Genomic DNA, 15800 nt, shown 5'->3' with positions numbered 1-15800 from the left:
CCTCGCGATGAGGAGCAAGCGCGTGCATCGTGGCACACGGGTGATGCCTTAGACGGTCATCGGGTTGGGTTTGGCGGGATCAAGGTTGTACTTCTTGAGCGCCTCGGCGACCACCTTGCGTTCGATCGTGCCTTCGTCCGCCAGCGCGTTCAGCGCGGCGACCGTGACCCAGTAGCGATCGACTTCGAAGAAGTGACGCAGCTTCTCGCGCGTGTCCGAACGGCCGTAGCCGTCAGTGCCCAGCACGACGAACTTCTGCGGCACGAACGCGCGGATCTGCTCGCTCAGCGCGCGCACGTAGTCGGTCGATGCGATGACCGGACCCGGCGCATCCTTCAACAGCTTCTCGACGTGCGACAGCTTCTTCTCTTCGGTCGGGTGCAACAGGTTCCAGCGCTGCACTTCGTGACCTTCGCGCGCGAGCTCGGTGAAGCTCGGCACGCTCCACAGGTCGGCGTTGACGCCCCAGTCGTTTTTCAGCAGGTCGGCCGCGGCGATCACTTCGTTGAAGATCGTGCCCGCGCCCATCAGTTGCACGTGCGGCGCCTTTTTATCGGCTGCGGTCTTGCTGAACGAGTACATGCCCTTGATGATGTCGGCCGCCACGGTCTCGCCCTGCGGGATCGCCGGGTGCTCGTAGTTCTCGTTCATCACGGTGACGTAGTAGTAGACGTCTTCCTGGTCGGCGACCATGCGGCGCAGACCGTCCTGCACGATGACCGCGAGTTCGTAGCCGAACGTCGGGTCGTAGCTGATGCAGTTCGGCACCGAAGCCGCCCACATCAGCGAGTGGCCGTCTTCGTGTTGCAGGCCTTCGCCGTTCAGCGTCGTGCGGCCCGCCGTGCCGCCCAGCAGGAAGCCGCGCGAGCGCATGTCGCCAGCGGCCCATGCGAGGTCGCCGATGCGCTGGAAGCCGAACATCGAGTAGAAGATGTAGAACGGGATCATGATCTCGCCGTGCGTCGAGTACGACGTCGCGGCCGCGATCCAGTCGGCCATGCCGCCGGCTTCGTTGATGCCCTCCTGCAGGATCTGACCGGTCTCCGACTCACGGTAGAACATCAGCTGGTCGGAATCTTCCGGCACGTACTTCTGGCCGTCCTGATTCCAGATACCGATCTGACGGAACAGACCTTCCATGCCGAACGTACGCGATTCATCCGGCACGATCGGCACGACGCGCTTGCCGAGCGTCTTGTCCTTCAGCAGGATGTTCAGGATCCGCACGAACGCCATCGTCGTGGAGATCTCGCGGCCTTCGCCCGTGCCCTTCAACAGCGGCTCGAATGCCGACAGTTCCGGCACCGGCAGCGACTCGGCCTTCTGACGACGCGCCGGCAGATAGCCGCCGAGGTCCATGCGCTTCTGGCGCATGTATTCGAGTTCCTTCGAGCCTTCCTCGAACGTCAGGTACGGCACGTCGACGATCTGCTCGTCCGTGATCGGCAGACGGAACTGGTCGCGGAACTTCTTCAGCTGCTCCACCTGCATCTTCTTCTGCTGGTGGGTGATGTTCATCGCCTGGCCGGCTTCGCCCATGCCGTAGCCCTTGATCGTCTTCGCGAGGATGACGGTCGGCTGGCCCTTCGAATTCGTCGCTTCCGTGAACGCCGCGTAGATCTTGTGCGGATCATGGCCGCCGCGGTTCAGATTCCAGATGTCGTCGTCGGACCAGTCGGCGACCAGCGCCTTCAGCTCCGGCGTGTTGAAGAAGTGTTCGCGCACGAACGCGCCCGACTCCGACTTGTACGTCTGGTACTCGCCGTCGACGACTTCCATCATGCGGCGCATCAGCGCGCCCGACTTGTCGCGCGCGAACAGCGCATCCCAGCGGCTGCCCCAGATGACCTTGATGACGTTCCAGCCGGCGCCGCGGAATTCGCTTTCGAGTTCCTGGATGATCTTGCCGTTGCCACGCACCGGACCGTCGAGACGCTGCAGGTTGCAGTTGATCACGAACACGAGGTTGTCCAGACGCTCGCGGCCGGCCATGCCGATCGCGCCGAGCGATTCCGGCTCGTCCGTTTCGCCGTCGCCGAGGAAGGCCCAGACCTTGCGGCCGTCGGTCTTCGCGATGCCGCGCGCCTGCAGGTACTTCATGAAGCGCGCCTGGTAGATCGCCATGATCGGGCCCAGGCCCATCGACACGGTCGGGAATTGCCAGAAGTCCGGCATCAGCCAAGGATGCGGATACGACGAGATGCCCTCGCCGCCGACTTCCTGGCGGAAGTTGTCGAGCTGCTTGTCGGTCAGGCGACCGAGCAGGAACGCGCGCGAGTAGACACCCGGCGACGAGTGGCCCTGCACGAACACGAGGTCACCGCCGTGCTCGGCCGACGGTGCGTGCCAGAAGTGGTTATAGCCCACGTCGTACAGCGTGGCGGCCGATGCGAACGACGCGATGTGGCCGCCGACGTTGGTTTCCTTGCCGGCGCGCAGCACCATCGCCATCGCGTTCCAGCGGGTGTACGAGCGGATACGGTGTTCGATGTCCTGGTCGCCGGGGTTCTTGGCCTGGCGCGCGACCGGAATCGTGTTGATGTAAGGGGTGTTAGCGGAGAACGGCAGATGTTCGCCGTGCACGCGTGCGAATTCGATCTGTTTTTCGATCAGGTAGTGGGCACGGTCAGGGCCTACTGCAGAAATCACGCCATCCAGCGCTTCCAGCCATTCGCCGGTTTCCTGGGGATCGTCGTCTTTATCGGCGGCGACATATTTCATGACTTCGTCGGGTACAGCGGACATGCTCGTCTCCTGGGTATGGGGAACGCACTTTGAACAGACGACGCGGACGCAGGAATGGCCGCGGCAGCTCCGGCCGATTGTAATAAGGGTCCCGACGTCAGCGCAACCAAATTTTCAAATTACGAGATCAATTCTCATAATGCGGAAAATTGCTGCGACGCAACCTGGTTTGACTGCCGATCGACTGATCCGCCGGCTAGTTTGCGCCGATTAACTGCACTTTCCGTGCTTTTTTGCGCCATTTGTCGGGGACGTGCTGAGCTACAATGCCACGCATGTTGACCGAACGGCTCTTCTCTCGCTCGGCGCGCACCGCGGGTTCGCCGGCGGATTCGTCGCCGTCCTCGCGCTGGCACCACGGACCCTGGTGGTCCAATTCCTATTTGCTGACGCCGCTCCTGTCGATCCTGGTGTTCCTGGTCGTCATGAGCCTGATTCTGTGGAGTCTGAACCGGCGCGAGCAGCAACAGCAGGAAGACACGCTGTACCGCAACGTCGCGTGGGCGCAGCAGCAGATCCGCCTGTCGATGACGGGCGCGCAAGAGCAGATCCAGGCACTCGCGCGCGACCTCGCCGCCGGCCATGCCGACGAGCATTCGTTCCAGGTGAGCACCACGGACATCATGCAGGGGCATCCTGAGATCCTCTACATGAACTGGTACACGGGCCAGCAGCAGCCGCGCTGGCCCAACGCCGCGCCGCCGGTGCTCGGCCAGCGGCTCGCGCGTCCGAACGACGCGCAGATGGACGAAGCTGTCAAGGCCGGCTTCGCCGAGGCGCGCAACACGCGCCGCCAGGTGTACTCGCCGCTCATCTACGACGACCTCGGCAACGGCTTCATCACGCTGCAAACGCCGATCTTCCGCGACCGCGATTTCCTCGGCACCATCGCCGCGGTGTTCTCGGTGGAAGGCATTCTGAAGCGCGACATCCCGCCCGAGCTGTCGGCCAAATACAAGATCTCGATCATCGACGCGAACAACCGCGAGTTGACCACCACGTCGACCCGCCCGCGCCTGCCGCGCGACATGTTCTACGACCTGCCGCTCGACCCGCCGGGCCAGGGCATTTCGGTGCGCGTGTACGCGTTCCCGCAGATCACCAACTTCACGAACAACACGCTGGTGTGGCTGGTGGCCGGCCTCTCCTGCTTCGTACTGTGGAGCCTGTGGAGTCTGTGGAAGCACACGCGCCAGCGCTTCGAGGCGCAGCAGGCGCTCTACGCGGAAGCGTTTTTCCGCCGCGCGATGGAAAACTCCGTGCTGATCGGCATGCGCGTGCTGGACATGCACGGCCGCATCACGCACGTGAACCCGGCGTTCTGCCGCATGACCGGCTGGGACGAAAGCGACCTCGTCGGCAAGAGCGCGCCGTTCGCCTACTGGCCGCGCGACGCGTACCCCGAGATGCAGCGTCAGCTCGACATGACGCTGCGCGGCAAGGCGCCCTCGTCCGGCTTCGAGCTGCGCGTGCGGCGCAAGGACAGCTCGACGTTCCACGCGCGGCTCTACGTGTCGCCGCTGATCGACAGCTCGGGCCGCCAGACCGGCTGGATGTCGTCGATGACCGACATCACCGAGCCGAAGCGCGCGCGCGAAGAGCTCGCCGCCGCCCACGAACGCTTCACGACCGTGCTCGAAAGCCTCGACGCGGCAGTGTCCGTGCTCGCCGCCGACGAAGCCGAGCTGCTGTTCGCGAACCGCTATTACCGGCATCTGTTCGGCATCCGCCCGGACGGCCACCTCGAACTCGCGGGCGGCGGCTTCGACGCCTCGCAGGCGTCGTCCGATTCGATCGACATGGTCGACACCTTCGTCGGCCTGCCCGCCGCCGCGCTGACCGAAAGCACCGCCGACGCGCAGGAAATCTACATCCCCGGCATCCAGAAGTGGTTCGAGGTGCGACGCCAATACATCCAGTGGGTCGACGGCCATCTCGCGCAGATGCAGATCGCGACCGACATCACGACCCGCAAGCGCGCGCAGGAACTCGCGCGCCAGCAGGACGAGAAGCTGCAGTTCACGAGCCGCCTGATGACGATGGGTGAAATGGCCTCGTCGCTCGCGCACGAACTGAACCAGCCGCTCGCCGCCATCAATAACTATTGCTCCGGAACCGTCGCACTGGTTAAATCCGGTCGAACGACGCCCGACAATCTGCTGCCGGTGCTCGAAAAGACCGCGCAGCAGGCGGTGCGCGCCGGCATGATCATCAAGCGTATCCGCGAGTTCGTGAAGCGCAGCGAGCCGAAGCGGCAGGCCACGCGGGTCGCGGATATCGTCGCGGACGCGGTGGGTCTCGCCGAAATCGAGGCAAGGAAGCGGCGCATTCGCATCGTTACCGATCTGCGCTCGCGGCTGCCGGTGATCTACGTCGATCCGGTGCTGATCGAGCAGGTGCTCGTGAACCTGCTGAAGAACGGCGTCGAGGCGATGGCCGAAGCGCGCCCGAACGCGGTCGACCCAGTCATCCGCGTGGTCGTGCGACTGGAGAGCGGCTTCGTCTGCATCAGCGTCGTCGACCAGGGGCCCGGCGTCGACGAAGCGACCGCCGAGCGTCTGTTCGAACCGTTTTACAGCACCAAGTCCGATGGCATGGGCATGGGGCTGAACATTTGCCGTTCGATTATCGAATCGCACCGCGGCCGTCTGTGGGTGGTCAACAACGTCGAATCCGACGGCCACATCACGGGCGCCACGTTCCATTGCAGTCTGCCCATTGGGGAGCCTGACGGCCCGAGCAACGGCGGGTCCGAGGCGCCGATACCACAAACCGTTACGGGAGAGCTATGAACAGCCCAGTCACCACACAGGAAACCGTCTTTGTCGTCGACGACGACGAGGCCGTGCGAGATTCGCTGCGCTGGCTGCTGGAGGCGAACGGCTACCGCGTTCAGTGCTTCTCGAGCGCCGAGCAGTTCATCGACGCATGGCAGCCCCATCAGCATCCGGGCCAGATCGCGTGTCTGATCCTCGACGTGCGGATGTCCGGCATGAGCGGGCTCGAGTTGCAGGAACGCCTGATCGCCGACAACGCGTCGCTGCCGATCATCTTCGTGACGGGCCACGGCGACGTGCCGATGGCGGTGTCGACGATGAAAAAAGGCGCGATGGACTTCATCGAAAAGCCGTTCGACGAAGCCGAACTGCGCAAGCTCGTCGAGCGCATGCTCAACAAGGCACGCAGCGAAAGCACCAGCGTCCAGCAGCAGCGCGCCGCGGCCGAGCGCCTCGGCAAGTTGACCGCGCGCGAGCATCAGGTGCTCGAGCGGATCATCGCGGGCCGCCTGAACAAGCAGATCGCCGACGACCTCGGCATCAGCATCAAGACGGTCGAAGCGCATCGCGCGAACATCATGGAAAAGCTGAACGTCAACACGGTCGCCGATCTGCTGCGACTCGCGCTGTCGAACAAGCCGCAAACGGCGCAGTAACAGAGGCACGGGCGGCCTTTCGTTCGGAGGGGCCGTTGGTACGTGGCCGCCATCCGTGGCGGTTGCGTCGCCGGTTCGCGACGGCCTGACCGACGCCGAGTCCGGCGTGCGGGTGGCGTGCGAGCGGCCTGCCCCGCTGCTCGCAGTGCGCTTCCTGGCCGCCACAGGGCCGCCGCCTCACATCCCGGACGCTCCCACGCGCGCCGCGCGCCCCGAATCCACTGCGAAAGCGCGCCCCCGCGCCGGTATAATGTCGGACTTCGCAGCGGCGCCTTGCCCGAACCGGCAGCGCGCCTGTCGCAGGGCGACGGGGCTCCGTGGCTCCGTCAGCCAGCCGAAGCACGCCGTCGCGCGCCCCTCCGCGCGAGCGCTTCGCCCCGCCTGCCAAACCGTCTGTCCCGACCTGATTCCCGATCCCAATCTCGACCCAACGTTCGACCGACCATGACTGCCAAACTGATCGACGGCCTCGCCCTCTCCAAGACCCTGCGCGCCGACGTCGCGGCGCGCGCCGCCGCCCTGACCGCCCGCGGTCATCAGCCGGGCCTCGCCGTGATTCTGGTCGGCGACAATCCGGCCAGCGAAGTGTATGTGCGCAACAAGGTGAAGGCCTGCCACGACAACGGCCTCGGCTCGTCGTTCGACCGCTATCCGGCCGATCTGCCCGAAGCCGACCTGCTCGCGCGCATCGACGAGCTGAATCGCGATCCGGCCATCCACGGCATTCTCGTGCAGCTGCCGCTGCCGAAGCACATCGACAGCCACAAGGTGATCGAGGCGATCGCGCCCGAGAAGGACGTCGACGGTTTCCACGTCGCCAATGCGGGCGCGCTGATGACGGGTCAGCCGCTGTTCCGTCCGTGCACGCCGTACGGCGTGATGAAGATGTTCGCGGCCTACGGCATCGATCTGAAGGGCGCGAACGCGGTCGTGATCGGCCGCTCGAACATCGTCGGCAAGCCGATGGCGCTGCTGCTGCTCGAAGCGGGCGCGACCGTCACGATCTGCCACAGCAAGACGCGCGATCTGGCCGCGCACACGCGCAACGCCGACGTCGTGGTCGCCGCGACCGGTCTGCGCAACATCCTGACCGCGGACATGGTGAAGCCGGGCGCGACCGTGATCGACGTCGGCATGAATCGCGACGACGCCGGCAAGCTGTGCGGCGACGTCGACTTCGCGGGTGTCAAGGAAGTGGCCGGCCATATCACGCCGGTGCCGGGCGGCGTCGGCCCGATGACGATCACGATGCTGCTCGTCAACACGATCGAAGCGGCCGAGCGCGAGGCGGACGCGGCCAAGGCGTAACCGCTGGGCGGTGAGCGCGAGGCGGAGTGAGGCGACTCATCCGTCTCGTCCACCGGATCATCACCCGCCCTTCTCTCTCGCACAGCCACCGCCTCCTTACCGCGTCGCCGGATCCCGCGGCCCGCGGCCTGCCCCAACGCGCGCCCAACGCACCGCAACATCTGTTAATTTGTCAGCCGATGGATTGGAATCGGCGCCCCCGCCCCAATAATGTCCGTAGCCGGTGCCGCCATGCGCCGGGCGTCGAGCGACCCAGCACGAGACGGCACGCGCGAGCGCCGCACCGCCCCCTTCACCCGCGTCAGACAGGAAGCCTTATGTCCACTACCGCCACGCATCAAGACAACCCGCTCCTCGATTTTTCCGATCTGCCGCGCTTTGGCTCCATCCGACCCGAACACGTGACGCCCGCCCTCGACGTGCTGCTCGCCGACGCGGCGGCCGCCGTCGAGCGTGCCGCGCTGCCGGCCACGCCCGCGTCGTGGGCCGACGTCGTCGAACCGGTCGAGCGCGCCACCGAGCCGCTGTCGCGCGCGTGGAGCGTGATCGGTCATCTCAATGCCGTCGCCGATACGCCCGAGCTACGCGCCGTGTACGGCGAGAACCTGCCGCGCGTGACCGAGTTCTGGTCGAGCGTCGGCCAGAATCTCGCGCTCTACGAGAAGTACAAGGCACTGAACGCCAGCGACGAATTCGCATCGCTGAACGGCGAACGCAAGAAGATCCTCAGCAACGCGCTGCGTGATTTCCGTCTGTCGGGCGCCGAGTTGCCGGAAGACCAGAAGCCGCGTTTCGCCGAATTGCAGGAGCGCCAGGCGGCGCTGTCGAAGGCGTTTTCGGATCACGTGCTCGATGCGACCAACGCGTATGCGTACATCGTCGATGCGGGCAACGAAACGCAACTGGCGGGACTGCCCGAAGACGTGATCGAAGCCGCGAAGGAAGCCGCCGAGCGAGACGGCAAGACTGGCTACAAGTTCACGCTGCACTTCCCGTCTTATTTCCCGGTCATGCAGTACTCGGAAAACCGTCCGATGCGCGAAGCGATGTATCGCGCATACGTGACGCGCGCGTCGGAGCTCGGCGCGCGATACGGCAACGGCAAGACCGAGTGGGACAACACCCAGGTGCTCGCCGACGAACTGAAGCTGCGCGCCGAAGAAGCGCAGATGCTCGGCTACGGCAACTTCGCCGAAGTGTCGCTCGCGCCGAAGATGGCCGAATCGCCGGCGCAGGTAATGGCCTTCCTCGAAGACCTCGCGACGCGCGCGCGTCCGCATGCCGAGCAGGACTGGAAAGAGCTGCGCGAATTTGCCGCGAGCGAACTCGGCATGACCGATCTGCAGCCGTGGGACATGACGTTCGCCGCCGAGCGCCTGCGCCAGAAGCGCTATTCGTTCTCGGAAAACGAAGTGAAGCAGTACTTCCCGGAAGACGCGGTGTTCAAGGGCCTGTTCAAGGTCACCGAGACGCTGTTCGGCGTGCGCATCCGCCGCGACGAAGCGGCCGTCTGGCATCCGGACGTGCGCTTCTTCCGCGTCGAGAATCAGGACGGCGGCCTCGTCGCGCAGTTCTATCTCGACCTGTATGCACGCGAAGGCAAGCGCGGCGGCGCCTGGATGGACGACGCACGCGGTCGTCACAAGCTCGCGCATGGCGCGGTGCAAACGCCGGTCGCGTATCTGACCTGTAATTTCTCGGCGCCGGTCGGCGGCAAGCCCGCCTGCTTCACGCACGACGAAGTGATCACACTGTTCCATGAGTTCGGCCACGGCTTGCATCACATGCTCACGCGCGTCGATGAGCTCGGCGTGTCGGGCATCAACGGCGTCGAATGGGATGCGGTCGAGCTGCCTTCGCAGTTCATGGAGAACTTCTGCTGGGAGTGGGACGTGCTGTCCGACATGACCTCGCACGTCGATACCGCGAAGCCGCTGCCGCGCGAGCTGTTCGACAAGATGCTCGCCGCGAAGAACTTCCAGAGCGGCCTCGGCACGCTGCGGCAGATCGTGTTCTCGATGTTCGACATGCAACTGCATACCGGCTTCGACGCGAACGGCGCGAAGAGCGCCAACGAACTCGCGCGCGAAATCAACGAACGCTTCCACGTCGTGCCGCAAGCGCCGTTCTCGCGTTGGCCGAATACGTTCAGCCATATTTTCGCGGGTGGTTACGCGGCCGGCTACTACAGCTACAAGTGGGCCGAAGTGCTGTCGGCCGACGCGTACGCGGCGTTCGAGGAAGCCGCGCAAGCCGCGGGCAGCGTGCTCGATCAGTCGACCGGCATGCGTTATCGTCGCGAGATTCTCGAAGTGGGCGGCAGCCGTCCGGCGATGGAATCGTTCAAGGCGTTCCGTGGCCGCGAGCCGAATATCGATGCGCTGCTGCGGCATAACGGCATGGCGCCGGGTGCCGCGCAATGAGCGATTGAAACGTCGCGATGATCGTTCGTTCGGCCTGGATGCGATGGCGCTGAATGAACGATGCCGATAGAAAAACCGGCGGTCTGCTCGCGCAGGCCGCCGGTTTGTCATTGATGCGCGAGATACGTCGCTACGCGCGATGCAGCTTGAAATCGACCTGCTCAGGCCGCCCTTCGAGCGATAACGACACGCTCGCGGCCGGCGCGCGGCCGACCACCCTGCCCCGGCTAACCACCACGAGCCGCGCGGCGCGCAGACGGATCGCCTCGAGTTCGTCGCGCGCATCGAGCACGACGAGATTGGCCGCGCATCCGGGCGCGATGCCATAGTATTCCAGACCGAGAATGCGCGCCGCGTTCACGGTCACCGCGTCGAAACAGGCGTGCATGCCGTCGACGCTGGTCATCTGCGCAACATGCAGGCCCATCTGCGCGACTTCGAGCATGTCGGCCGAACCGAGGCTGTACCACGGGTCCATCACGCAGTCGTGGCCGAACGCGACCGTGATGCCCGCGGCCAGCATCTCCGGCACCCGCGTCATGCCGCGCCGTTTCGGGTACGTGTCGCTGCGGCCTTGCAGCGTGATGTTGATCAGCGGATTCGCGATCGCCGCGACGCCCGACTCGCGCATCAACGGCAACAGCTTGCTCACGTAGTAGTTGTCCATCGAATGCATCGACGTCAGGTGCGAGCCGGCGACACGTCCGTGCAGGCCGAGCCGGTGCGTTTCGGCCGCGAGCGTTTCGATGTGGCGCGATAGCGGATCGTCCGATTCGTCGCAATGCATGTCGACGCGCAGGCCCTTTTCGGCCGCGTACTCGCACAGCATGCGCACCGACTGCGCGCCGTCGGCCATCGTCCGCTCGAAATGCGGAATGCCGCCGACCACGTCGACGCCCATGTCGATCGCGCGCTTCAGATTGTCGAACGCGCCGGCGCTGCGCAGCAGACCGTCTTGCGGGAAGGCAACCAATTGCAGATCGAGATACGGCGCGACGCGGCGCTTCACTTCGAGCAATGCCTCGACCGCGAGCAGACGCGGATCGCACACGTCGACGTGGCTGCGGATCGCGAGCAGGCCGCGCGCGACCGCCCAATCGCAATACTGCATCGCGCGTTCGATCAACGCTTGCTGCGTGAGCTCGGGCTTCAGCTCGCCCCATAGCGCGATGCCTTCGAGCAGCGTGCCCGACGCGTTCACGCGCGGCAAACCGTACGACAGCGTCGCGTCCATATGGAAATGCGGGTCGACGAACGGCGGCGTGACGAGCGAACCGGCCGCGTCGATTTCGTCGCGCGCGCTCGCGGCCAGGTTCGGCTCGATGGCGACGATACGGCCCGCGTCGATGCCGATGTCGACTGGGGACTGGTGATGCGGGGACAGCTGGGCGGCACTGCGCGGCAGCGTCGCGTGGCGGATGATCAGATCCATGTTCACTCCGGTTGATCGCGTTCGGACTCGCTACGATTCTATCGGCGCCAGAAAAATGCGGGCACCGATGCGTACCGGCGCGCAGGCCGAAATCCGTACCGGCTGCGCGCGATGCGACGCGCCTATACTCGCCGTTTCGGCCATGCATCGACGGAGCGTACAGATGAAAACGATCGGCGTGATCGGCGGAATGAGCTGGGAGTCGTCCACCGAGTATTACCGGCTGCTGAACCGCCACGCGAAGGCGCGGCTCGGCGGCCATCACAACGCGCGCAGTCTTCTGCTGACCGTCGATTTCGCGTCGATCGAGGCGAACCAGCGCGCCGGCGACTGGCACGCGCTCGGCGAACAGATGGCCGACGCCGCGCGCCAGCTCGAACGCGGCGGCGCCGATCTCGTGATTCTTGCGACGAACACGATGCATCGCGTGTGCGAATCGATCGAGCAGGCGATCACGGTACCGTTCCTGCACATCGCCGATCCGACCGGCGCGGCGCTGCGCGCGGCGGGCGTCGAGCGGGTGGGCCTGCTCGGCACGCGCTACACGATGGAGCAGACGTTCTATATGGGCCGGCTGCGCGAGCGCTATGGACTCGACACGCTCGTGCCTGACGAGGACGAACGCGCGGACGTGCACCGCATCATTTACGACGAGCTATGCCACGGTAACGTGGCCGACGCGTCGCGCAAGGTTTATCAACGCGTGATCGAGCATCTGGCCGCGCGTGGCGCGCAGGCGGTGATACTCGGCTGCACGGAGATCACGCTGCTGATCAAGCCGGAAGATTCGGTGCTGCCGGTGTTCGATACCACTGCGTTGCATGCGCAGGCGGCGGTGGAGTGGGCGATCGGGGCGAAGTGAAAATGGGCGCGGGGCTCTGGTTTTGCGCCGGAAGGAAAACAGATTCGCCTCCCTTTGTCGGCGAGAGATGGCGCGAGTCGAAAGCGATAGATCGACACTGAGAACGTCCCGTGCATAAACGTCGGACCGCACGAAACTGTCCGCAACTGGCTACAAGCCGATTATTCGCTCAGAACGCGCTGGATCTCCTCGAGAAAAGAGGCGGTTGTGTAGCCCCAGCCTTCGGGACGAAACCCCCTCCTGAACACCTGTTTGAAAGCGGCGTCCAGGTCACTCGGATGTTCGCTCCTGAACGAGTCAATTTCGCGAATCAAATATTCATAATCGTAAGGGCTGTCTTTCTTGTAACACGCGACAATTTCTTGCACGTTCTCCCCGAACAGGTCGAAGTCCTGGCCGAAATACACATTAAAAATATGCTCCATTGCTGGATAGCGCTCGGAGTAACTCATTGATTTCTCATTCAAGGTAGGCGGTAAGGACGTAATATGGCATGCCGTTATAGGTTTCGTATTTCAGGACGACGAACACCTGGTTCATGCGCGTGAGTGTGCCTGTTTCCCGCGTCACTCCATATCCAATGTCGCCTGAGACGACTTTGGTTACCATGATCGTCGCGCTTCGAGTCGAAGACTGCGCCCACGTCCTGATTCTTGCAGCATTGGCATCCACTGCTTCAGAAATGGCACGTTCGGCCTGCTCGATATTTGTAAATGACGACACGATGTCTCGCCCGGACTCGCGTTTCAGCCGCTCCCTGAGCCATGCTTCGTTCTTACCAACATGCTTCTGGAGCGTGTGCCCTCCGAGCCCTGGATTGAGCGCTTTCGCCTCGTGCATTTGCAGATGGATCCGGCCCATCCTAACGCTGGCCGCGCGTGCAGCCTTGATCGAGCCAGCAAAGCCGAACGGCACGGCCATCTCGATAGACAGGCCGATCTGGTCTGCCATGTCAGGGCTGACCCGCATCGCCTCTGCCAGCTTTGTCGTGCCATGCTGAGTCAGGCTGGCGGTATCGCGCCCTGTCCAGACCTGCCGCAGGCCCGCCGCGGCCGTGTCCGAACCATGCGCCCCGAACACTACACACCCGGCCTTGCTTGCCATCGTCGGTTCGGGCAACACGCACAGCGCTGCCGCTCCAGCCATTTCAAGCACCCCGCCGACAACCTGCAAACCGCCCCACAGACGGTTGGAAAGCATTTCGGTGGGGCTAATCGAGTGGCGAGCCAGCACGGCCGACAGCTGCGGGGCGCTCAGCACCACGCGCACGCTGTCTGAATCCTGTTCATATGACATCTGAAACCTACTCCTGGTCGTTGGGACGACCACGCTAACCGTCGGCTTAGACATCGGATATGGGCGATGGATGATTCTTGCGTCCCATCGGTCAACGTAGATTCGGATACTGACTCGCGCTCGGCGAACGGATGGCCAACGCCGCGCGCCAGCTCGAACGCAGCGGCGCCGATTTCATGATCCTCGCGACGAACACGAGCCGGAAGATTCAGTGCTGCCCGGCTTCGATACCGCCGCGTTGCATGACGAGGCGGCGGTGCAGTGGGCGATTGGAGGAGAGAGACGATGGGATCGAGGCCTCGATCCCGCGCGAATCGTGTTGCATCTATTCACGCGCGCAGCATACGCAGCGAGCGCCACAAGCAAAACGTAGCGCCGAAAGTCAAAAAGCCCGCATGGCTTGCGCGATGCGGGCTTTCAACAATGCTTTGGTTGCGGGGGCAGGATTTGGCACCCGGAGACAGATTGTATGGCTCCATAGTGTGCTGCAGAGGGGCCGCCCCCGCGCGGGCAGCAGACGCGCAGCCTGAACGGCCCGCGAAATACTTTCGTTCTGCCTTCTGAATCATCAGGCGCACGCCCCAAAAAGCATGCGCTTTTTTTATGTCTAAGGAAACAATCGATTTCCGTCTGACGATAGAAAAACGCACTTATCCACAGGAGTCTACTGACATTTATAAAGACGTTTTACAGGCACGCAATTAGACGCCTCACAATGGAGGAAGGTCATGCAACAGGAAACTGACCCGGCGTCCGGTTCGACGGGTTCGAGCGGATTATCGGACCCCAAAACCGCTGTCGCAGAAACAGATCCGCGGCGCGTTTTCACGATTGACGAGTTTTGCGGAGCCTATCACCTTAGCCGGTCGTTCTATTACCGGCTTCGACACACAGGACGGGGACCGCGCGAGGTTCACCTAGGTCGCAAGGTGGTCATTTCCGTCGATGACGCGCGCGCATGGGAAGACCGGATGCACACGCTTACGCATAGGGCCGAGCCGAATGGGTAACTCGCGCGGCCCGGATGACCGCGTTATTCTTCCGGGGGTTACAAATGAATTACGGGTTTGATCTGTCCTCCTGTCAGTTCACAACCGATCACGAAGGGAAACGACTGCGGGTTGACATGCCGATATGGTTGTTTGACCAGTTTGTGGAACTCAGGAACGCCGCGCTACGCGCACAGGCGACAGCTTTGGAAGAAAAAACACCACGCGGCGCGTACCGCAGTTCGCTCGCGGGGCTGACAGGCGTACCCGATGTTGCGGTCTCGGTCGATGCGCCGTTCCGGCCCACGCTGCCCGAACCGCGGACAAAACGTGAACGCGCCGAACGGCTGTTTCTGACGCCGGAAGAACGGCTGATGCAGGAGGCAACGCGAGCTGTCGAGTTCCCCACGGCGTCGGAAACGTCATCAGGCGCTCCTGCGGTGTCCTGCCAGGAAGAACCGGCCTCCCTGACGCCCCGCCACCCCGCGAAGCAGCAGGTATTCTTTCCGCGTGTATTTGTCGAGCCGATTCCCGATGAGGTTGCGCGACTGATCGAGCAAGGCAACTATAACCTGCGGGCGTGGAGACTCTATCGGGACCTTACGCCCGTTGAGGCAGCTGAACTCGCGGGCCTCTCCCGCGGCACGGTTCTCTGGCACGAACGCGGCTATAACGTGCCCAGCGTCGAGACACTGAAGCGCTTCGCGGACGTGTACGACTGCACGACCGGGCAGTTGACCCCGCAACCTGGCTCCTGCACCAAACCCTACCAGTCCGTGCCGGCCCCAAAAGGCCATGTGGCCCAATTTGCACCCGACGACACTGAGTATCCCGACGCCGTGATGGCGCACCTGATCGATGGCAGATCCCCGATTACCGCCTGGCGAATGTACCGGCGCATGACGATCGACCAGTGCGCCAAAGCCTTCGGCTGTACATCCAAGACCTTCAAGGGTATGGAAGCGTTACCCGTGCTGCGCGACCGGACCCGAAAGACACTGGCGCTTGTCCTTTCCTGCAAGTCTGTGCAGTTGCTGCGCCCCCGAGGTCTTGAAATCGAAAATACATCGCGGCCCGGCGCTTCTGCGCATCGGACAGAACACCGTGCGGCTCGAAACGATAACGCGCATCGCGCGCACCTGTAACGCCGGAGAAAAATCGATGGAAAAGCGAGATTCAGTTGCAAGTACAAGCATAAGACCGCTTCATTCCTGCACATACCGGTGCAGAACGGAAGTGAGAGATGTGCTGACCGGTGCGCAGCGCCCGCGCACGTCCGCAGCCACCCTGGATGGATAGCATCGCGTTGTAA

General features: G+C 63.7%; 10 protein-coding genes and 1 pseudogene. 7 read left to right on the top strand and 4 right to left on the bottom strand.

Going from position 1 to position 15800, the window contains the following annotated elements:
• Positions 1–48 precede the first annotated feature (48 nt).
• On the bottom strand, positions 49–2745 hold the full coding sequence (gene aceE, locus OKW39_RS19785; RefSeq protein WP_090800813.1) for a pyruvate dehydrogenase (acetyl-transferring), homodimeric type: 2697 nt from the start codon (positions 2743–2745) through the stop codon (positions 49–51).
• Between the two features lie 275 nt (positions 2746–3020).
• Here aceE and fixL point away from each other — a divergent pair, with 275 nt between their 5' ends.
• From fixL to OKW39_RS19765, 4 genes are all read left to right on the top strand, one after another.
• Entirely contained in the window at positions 3021–5537 is a 2517-nt protein-coding gene (gene fixL, locus OKW39_RS19780; RefSeq protein WP_167368661.1) for an oxygen sensor histidine kinase FixL, read from the top strand.
• On the top strand, positions 5534–6178 hold the full coding sequence (fixJ, locus tag OKW39_RS19775) for an oxygen response regulator transcription factor FixJ (RefSeq protein ID WP_018417512.1): 645 nt from the start codon (positions 5534–5536) through the stop codon (positions 6176–6178). Before fixL ends, fixJ begins: the two co-directional genes overlap by 4 nt.
• 444 nt (positions 6179–6622) lie before the next feature.
• On the top strand, positions 6623–7486 hold the full coding sequence (folD, locus tag OKW39_RS19770; protein ID WP_090800818.1) for a bifunctional methylenetetrahydrofolate dehydrogenase/methenyltetrahydrofolate cyclohydrolase FolD: 864 nt from the start codon (positions 6623–6625) through the stop codon (positions 7484–7486).
• Positions 7487–7803: 317 nt separating this feature from the next.
• The gene (locus OKW39_RS19765; protein ID WP_429563335.1) at positions 7804–9909 is read left to right on the top strand and encodes a M3 family metallopeptidase; all 2106 of its coding nucleotides are present in this window, start codon (positions 7804–7806) and stop codon (positions 9907–9909) included.
• A 130-nt stretch (positions 9910–10039) separates the two neighbouring features.
• Here the strand turns inward: OKW39_RS19765 and OKW39_RS19760 are convergent, their stop codons facing one another.
• Complete coding sequence (locus OKW39_RS19760; protein ID WP_429563334.1) at positions 10040–11341, bottom strand: amidohydrolase family protein; 1302 nt, start codon at positions 11339–11341, stop codon at positions 10040–10042.
• 163 nt (positions 11342–11504) lie between these two features.
• On the opposite strand from OKW39_RS19760, the gene OKW39_RS19755 reads away from it, so the two are divergent.
• Entirely contained in the window at positions 11505–12203 is a 699-nt protein-coding gene (locus OKW39_RS19755; protein WP_090800823.1) for an aspartate/glutamate racemase family protein, read from the top strand.
• A 161-nt stretch (positions 12204–12364) separates the two neighbouring features.
• Here the strand turns inward: OKW39_RS19755 and OKW39_RS19750 are convergent, their stop codons facing one another.
• The gene (locus OKW39_RS19750) at positions 12365–12655 is read right to left on the bottom strand and encodes a contact-dependent growth inhibition system immunity protein (RefSeq protein WP_429363640.1); all 291 of its coding nucleotides are present in this window, start codon (positions 12653–12655) and stop codon (positions 12365–12367) included.
• A gap of 7 nt (positions 12656–12662) precedes the next feature.
• Entirely contained in the window at positions 12663–13499 is an 837-nt protein-coding gene (locus OKW39_RS19745) for an RNase A-like domain-containing protein (RefSeq protein WP_429563333.1), read from the bottom strand.
• A gap of 113 nt (positions 13500–13612) precedes the next feature.
• On the opposite strand from OKW39_RS19745, the pseudogene OKW39_RS19740 reads away from it, so the two are divergent.
• Positions 13613–13708 (top strand): annotated as a pseudogene (locus OKW39_RS19740) (aspartate racemase); the annotation flags it as partial.
• An 845-nt stretch (positions 13709–14553) separates the two neighbouring features.
• Entirely contained in the window at positions 14554–15633 is a 1080-nt protein-coding gene (locus tag OKW39_RS19735; RefSeq protein WP_429563332.1) for a helix-turn-helix domain-containing protein, read from the top strand.
• The last annotated feature ends 167 nt before the right edge of the window (positions 15634–15800 follow it).

This window comes from Paraburkholderia sp. MM6662-R1, from assembly GCF_050436245.1.
GTDB lineage: Bacteria > Pseudomonadota > Gammaproteobacteria > Burkholderiales > Burkholderiaceae > Paraburkholderia > Paraburkholderia tuberum.
This window is presented reverse-complemented; position numbering and strand designations above follow the sequence as displayed.

What these genes read in the sequence shown, in the direction of transcription:
- fixL (WP_167368661.1), top strand. Translation starts at nt 3,021, where the DNA reads ATGTTGACCGAACGGCTCTTCTCTCGCTCGGCGCGCACCGCGGGTTCG.
- OKW39_RS19745 (WP_429563333.1), bottom strand. Translation starts at nt 13,499, where the DNA reads ATGTCATATGAACAGGATTCAGACAGCGTGCGCGTGGTGCTGAGCGCC.
- OKW39_RS19765 (WP_429563335.1), top strand. Translation starts at nt 7,804, where the DNA reads ATGTCCACTACCGCCACGCATCAAGACAACCCGCTCCTCGATTTTTCC.
- aceE (WP_090800813.1), bottom strand. Translation starts at nt 2,745, where the DNA reads ATGTCCGCTGTACCCGACGAAGTCATGAAATATGTCGCCGCCGATAAA.
- OKW39_RS19760 (WP_429563334.1), bottom strand. Translation starts at nt 11,341, where the DNA reads ATGGATCTGATCATCCGCCACGCGACGCTGCCGCGCAGTGCCGCCCAG.
- folD (WP_090800818.1), top strand. Translation starts at nt 6,623, where the DNA reads ATGACTGCCAAACTGATCGACGGCCTCGCCCTCTCCAAGACCCTGCGC.
- OKW39_RS19755 (WP_090800823.1), top strand. Translation starts at nt 11,505, where the DNA reads ATGAAAACGATCGGCGTGATCGGCGGAATGAGCTGGGAGTCGTCCACC.
- OKW39_RS19750 (WP_429363640.1), bottom strand. Translation starts at nt 12,655, where the DNA reads ATGAGTTACTCCGAGCGCTATCCAGCAATGGAGCATATTTTTAATGTG.
- fixJ (WP_018417512.1), top strand. Translation starts at nt 5,534, where the DNA reads ATGAACAGCCCAGTCACCACACAGGAAACCGTCTTTGTCGTCGACGAC.
- OKW39_RS19735 (WP_429563332.1), top strand. Translation starts at nt 14,554, where the DNA reads ATGAATTACGGGTTTGATCTGTCCTCCTGTCAGTTCACAACCGATCAC.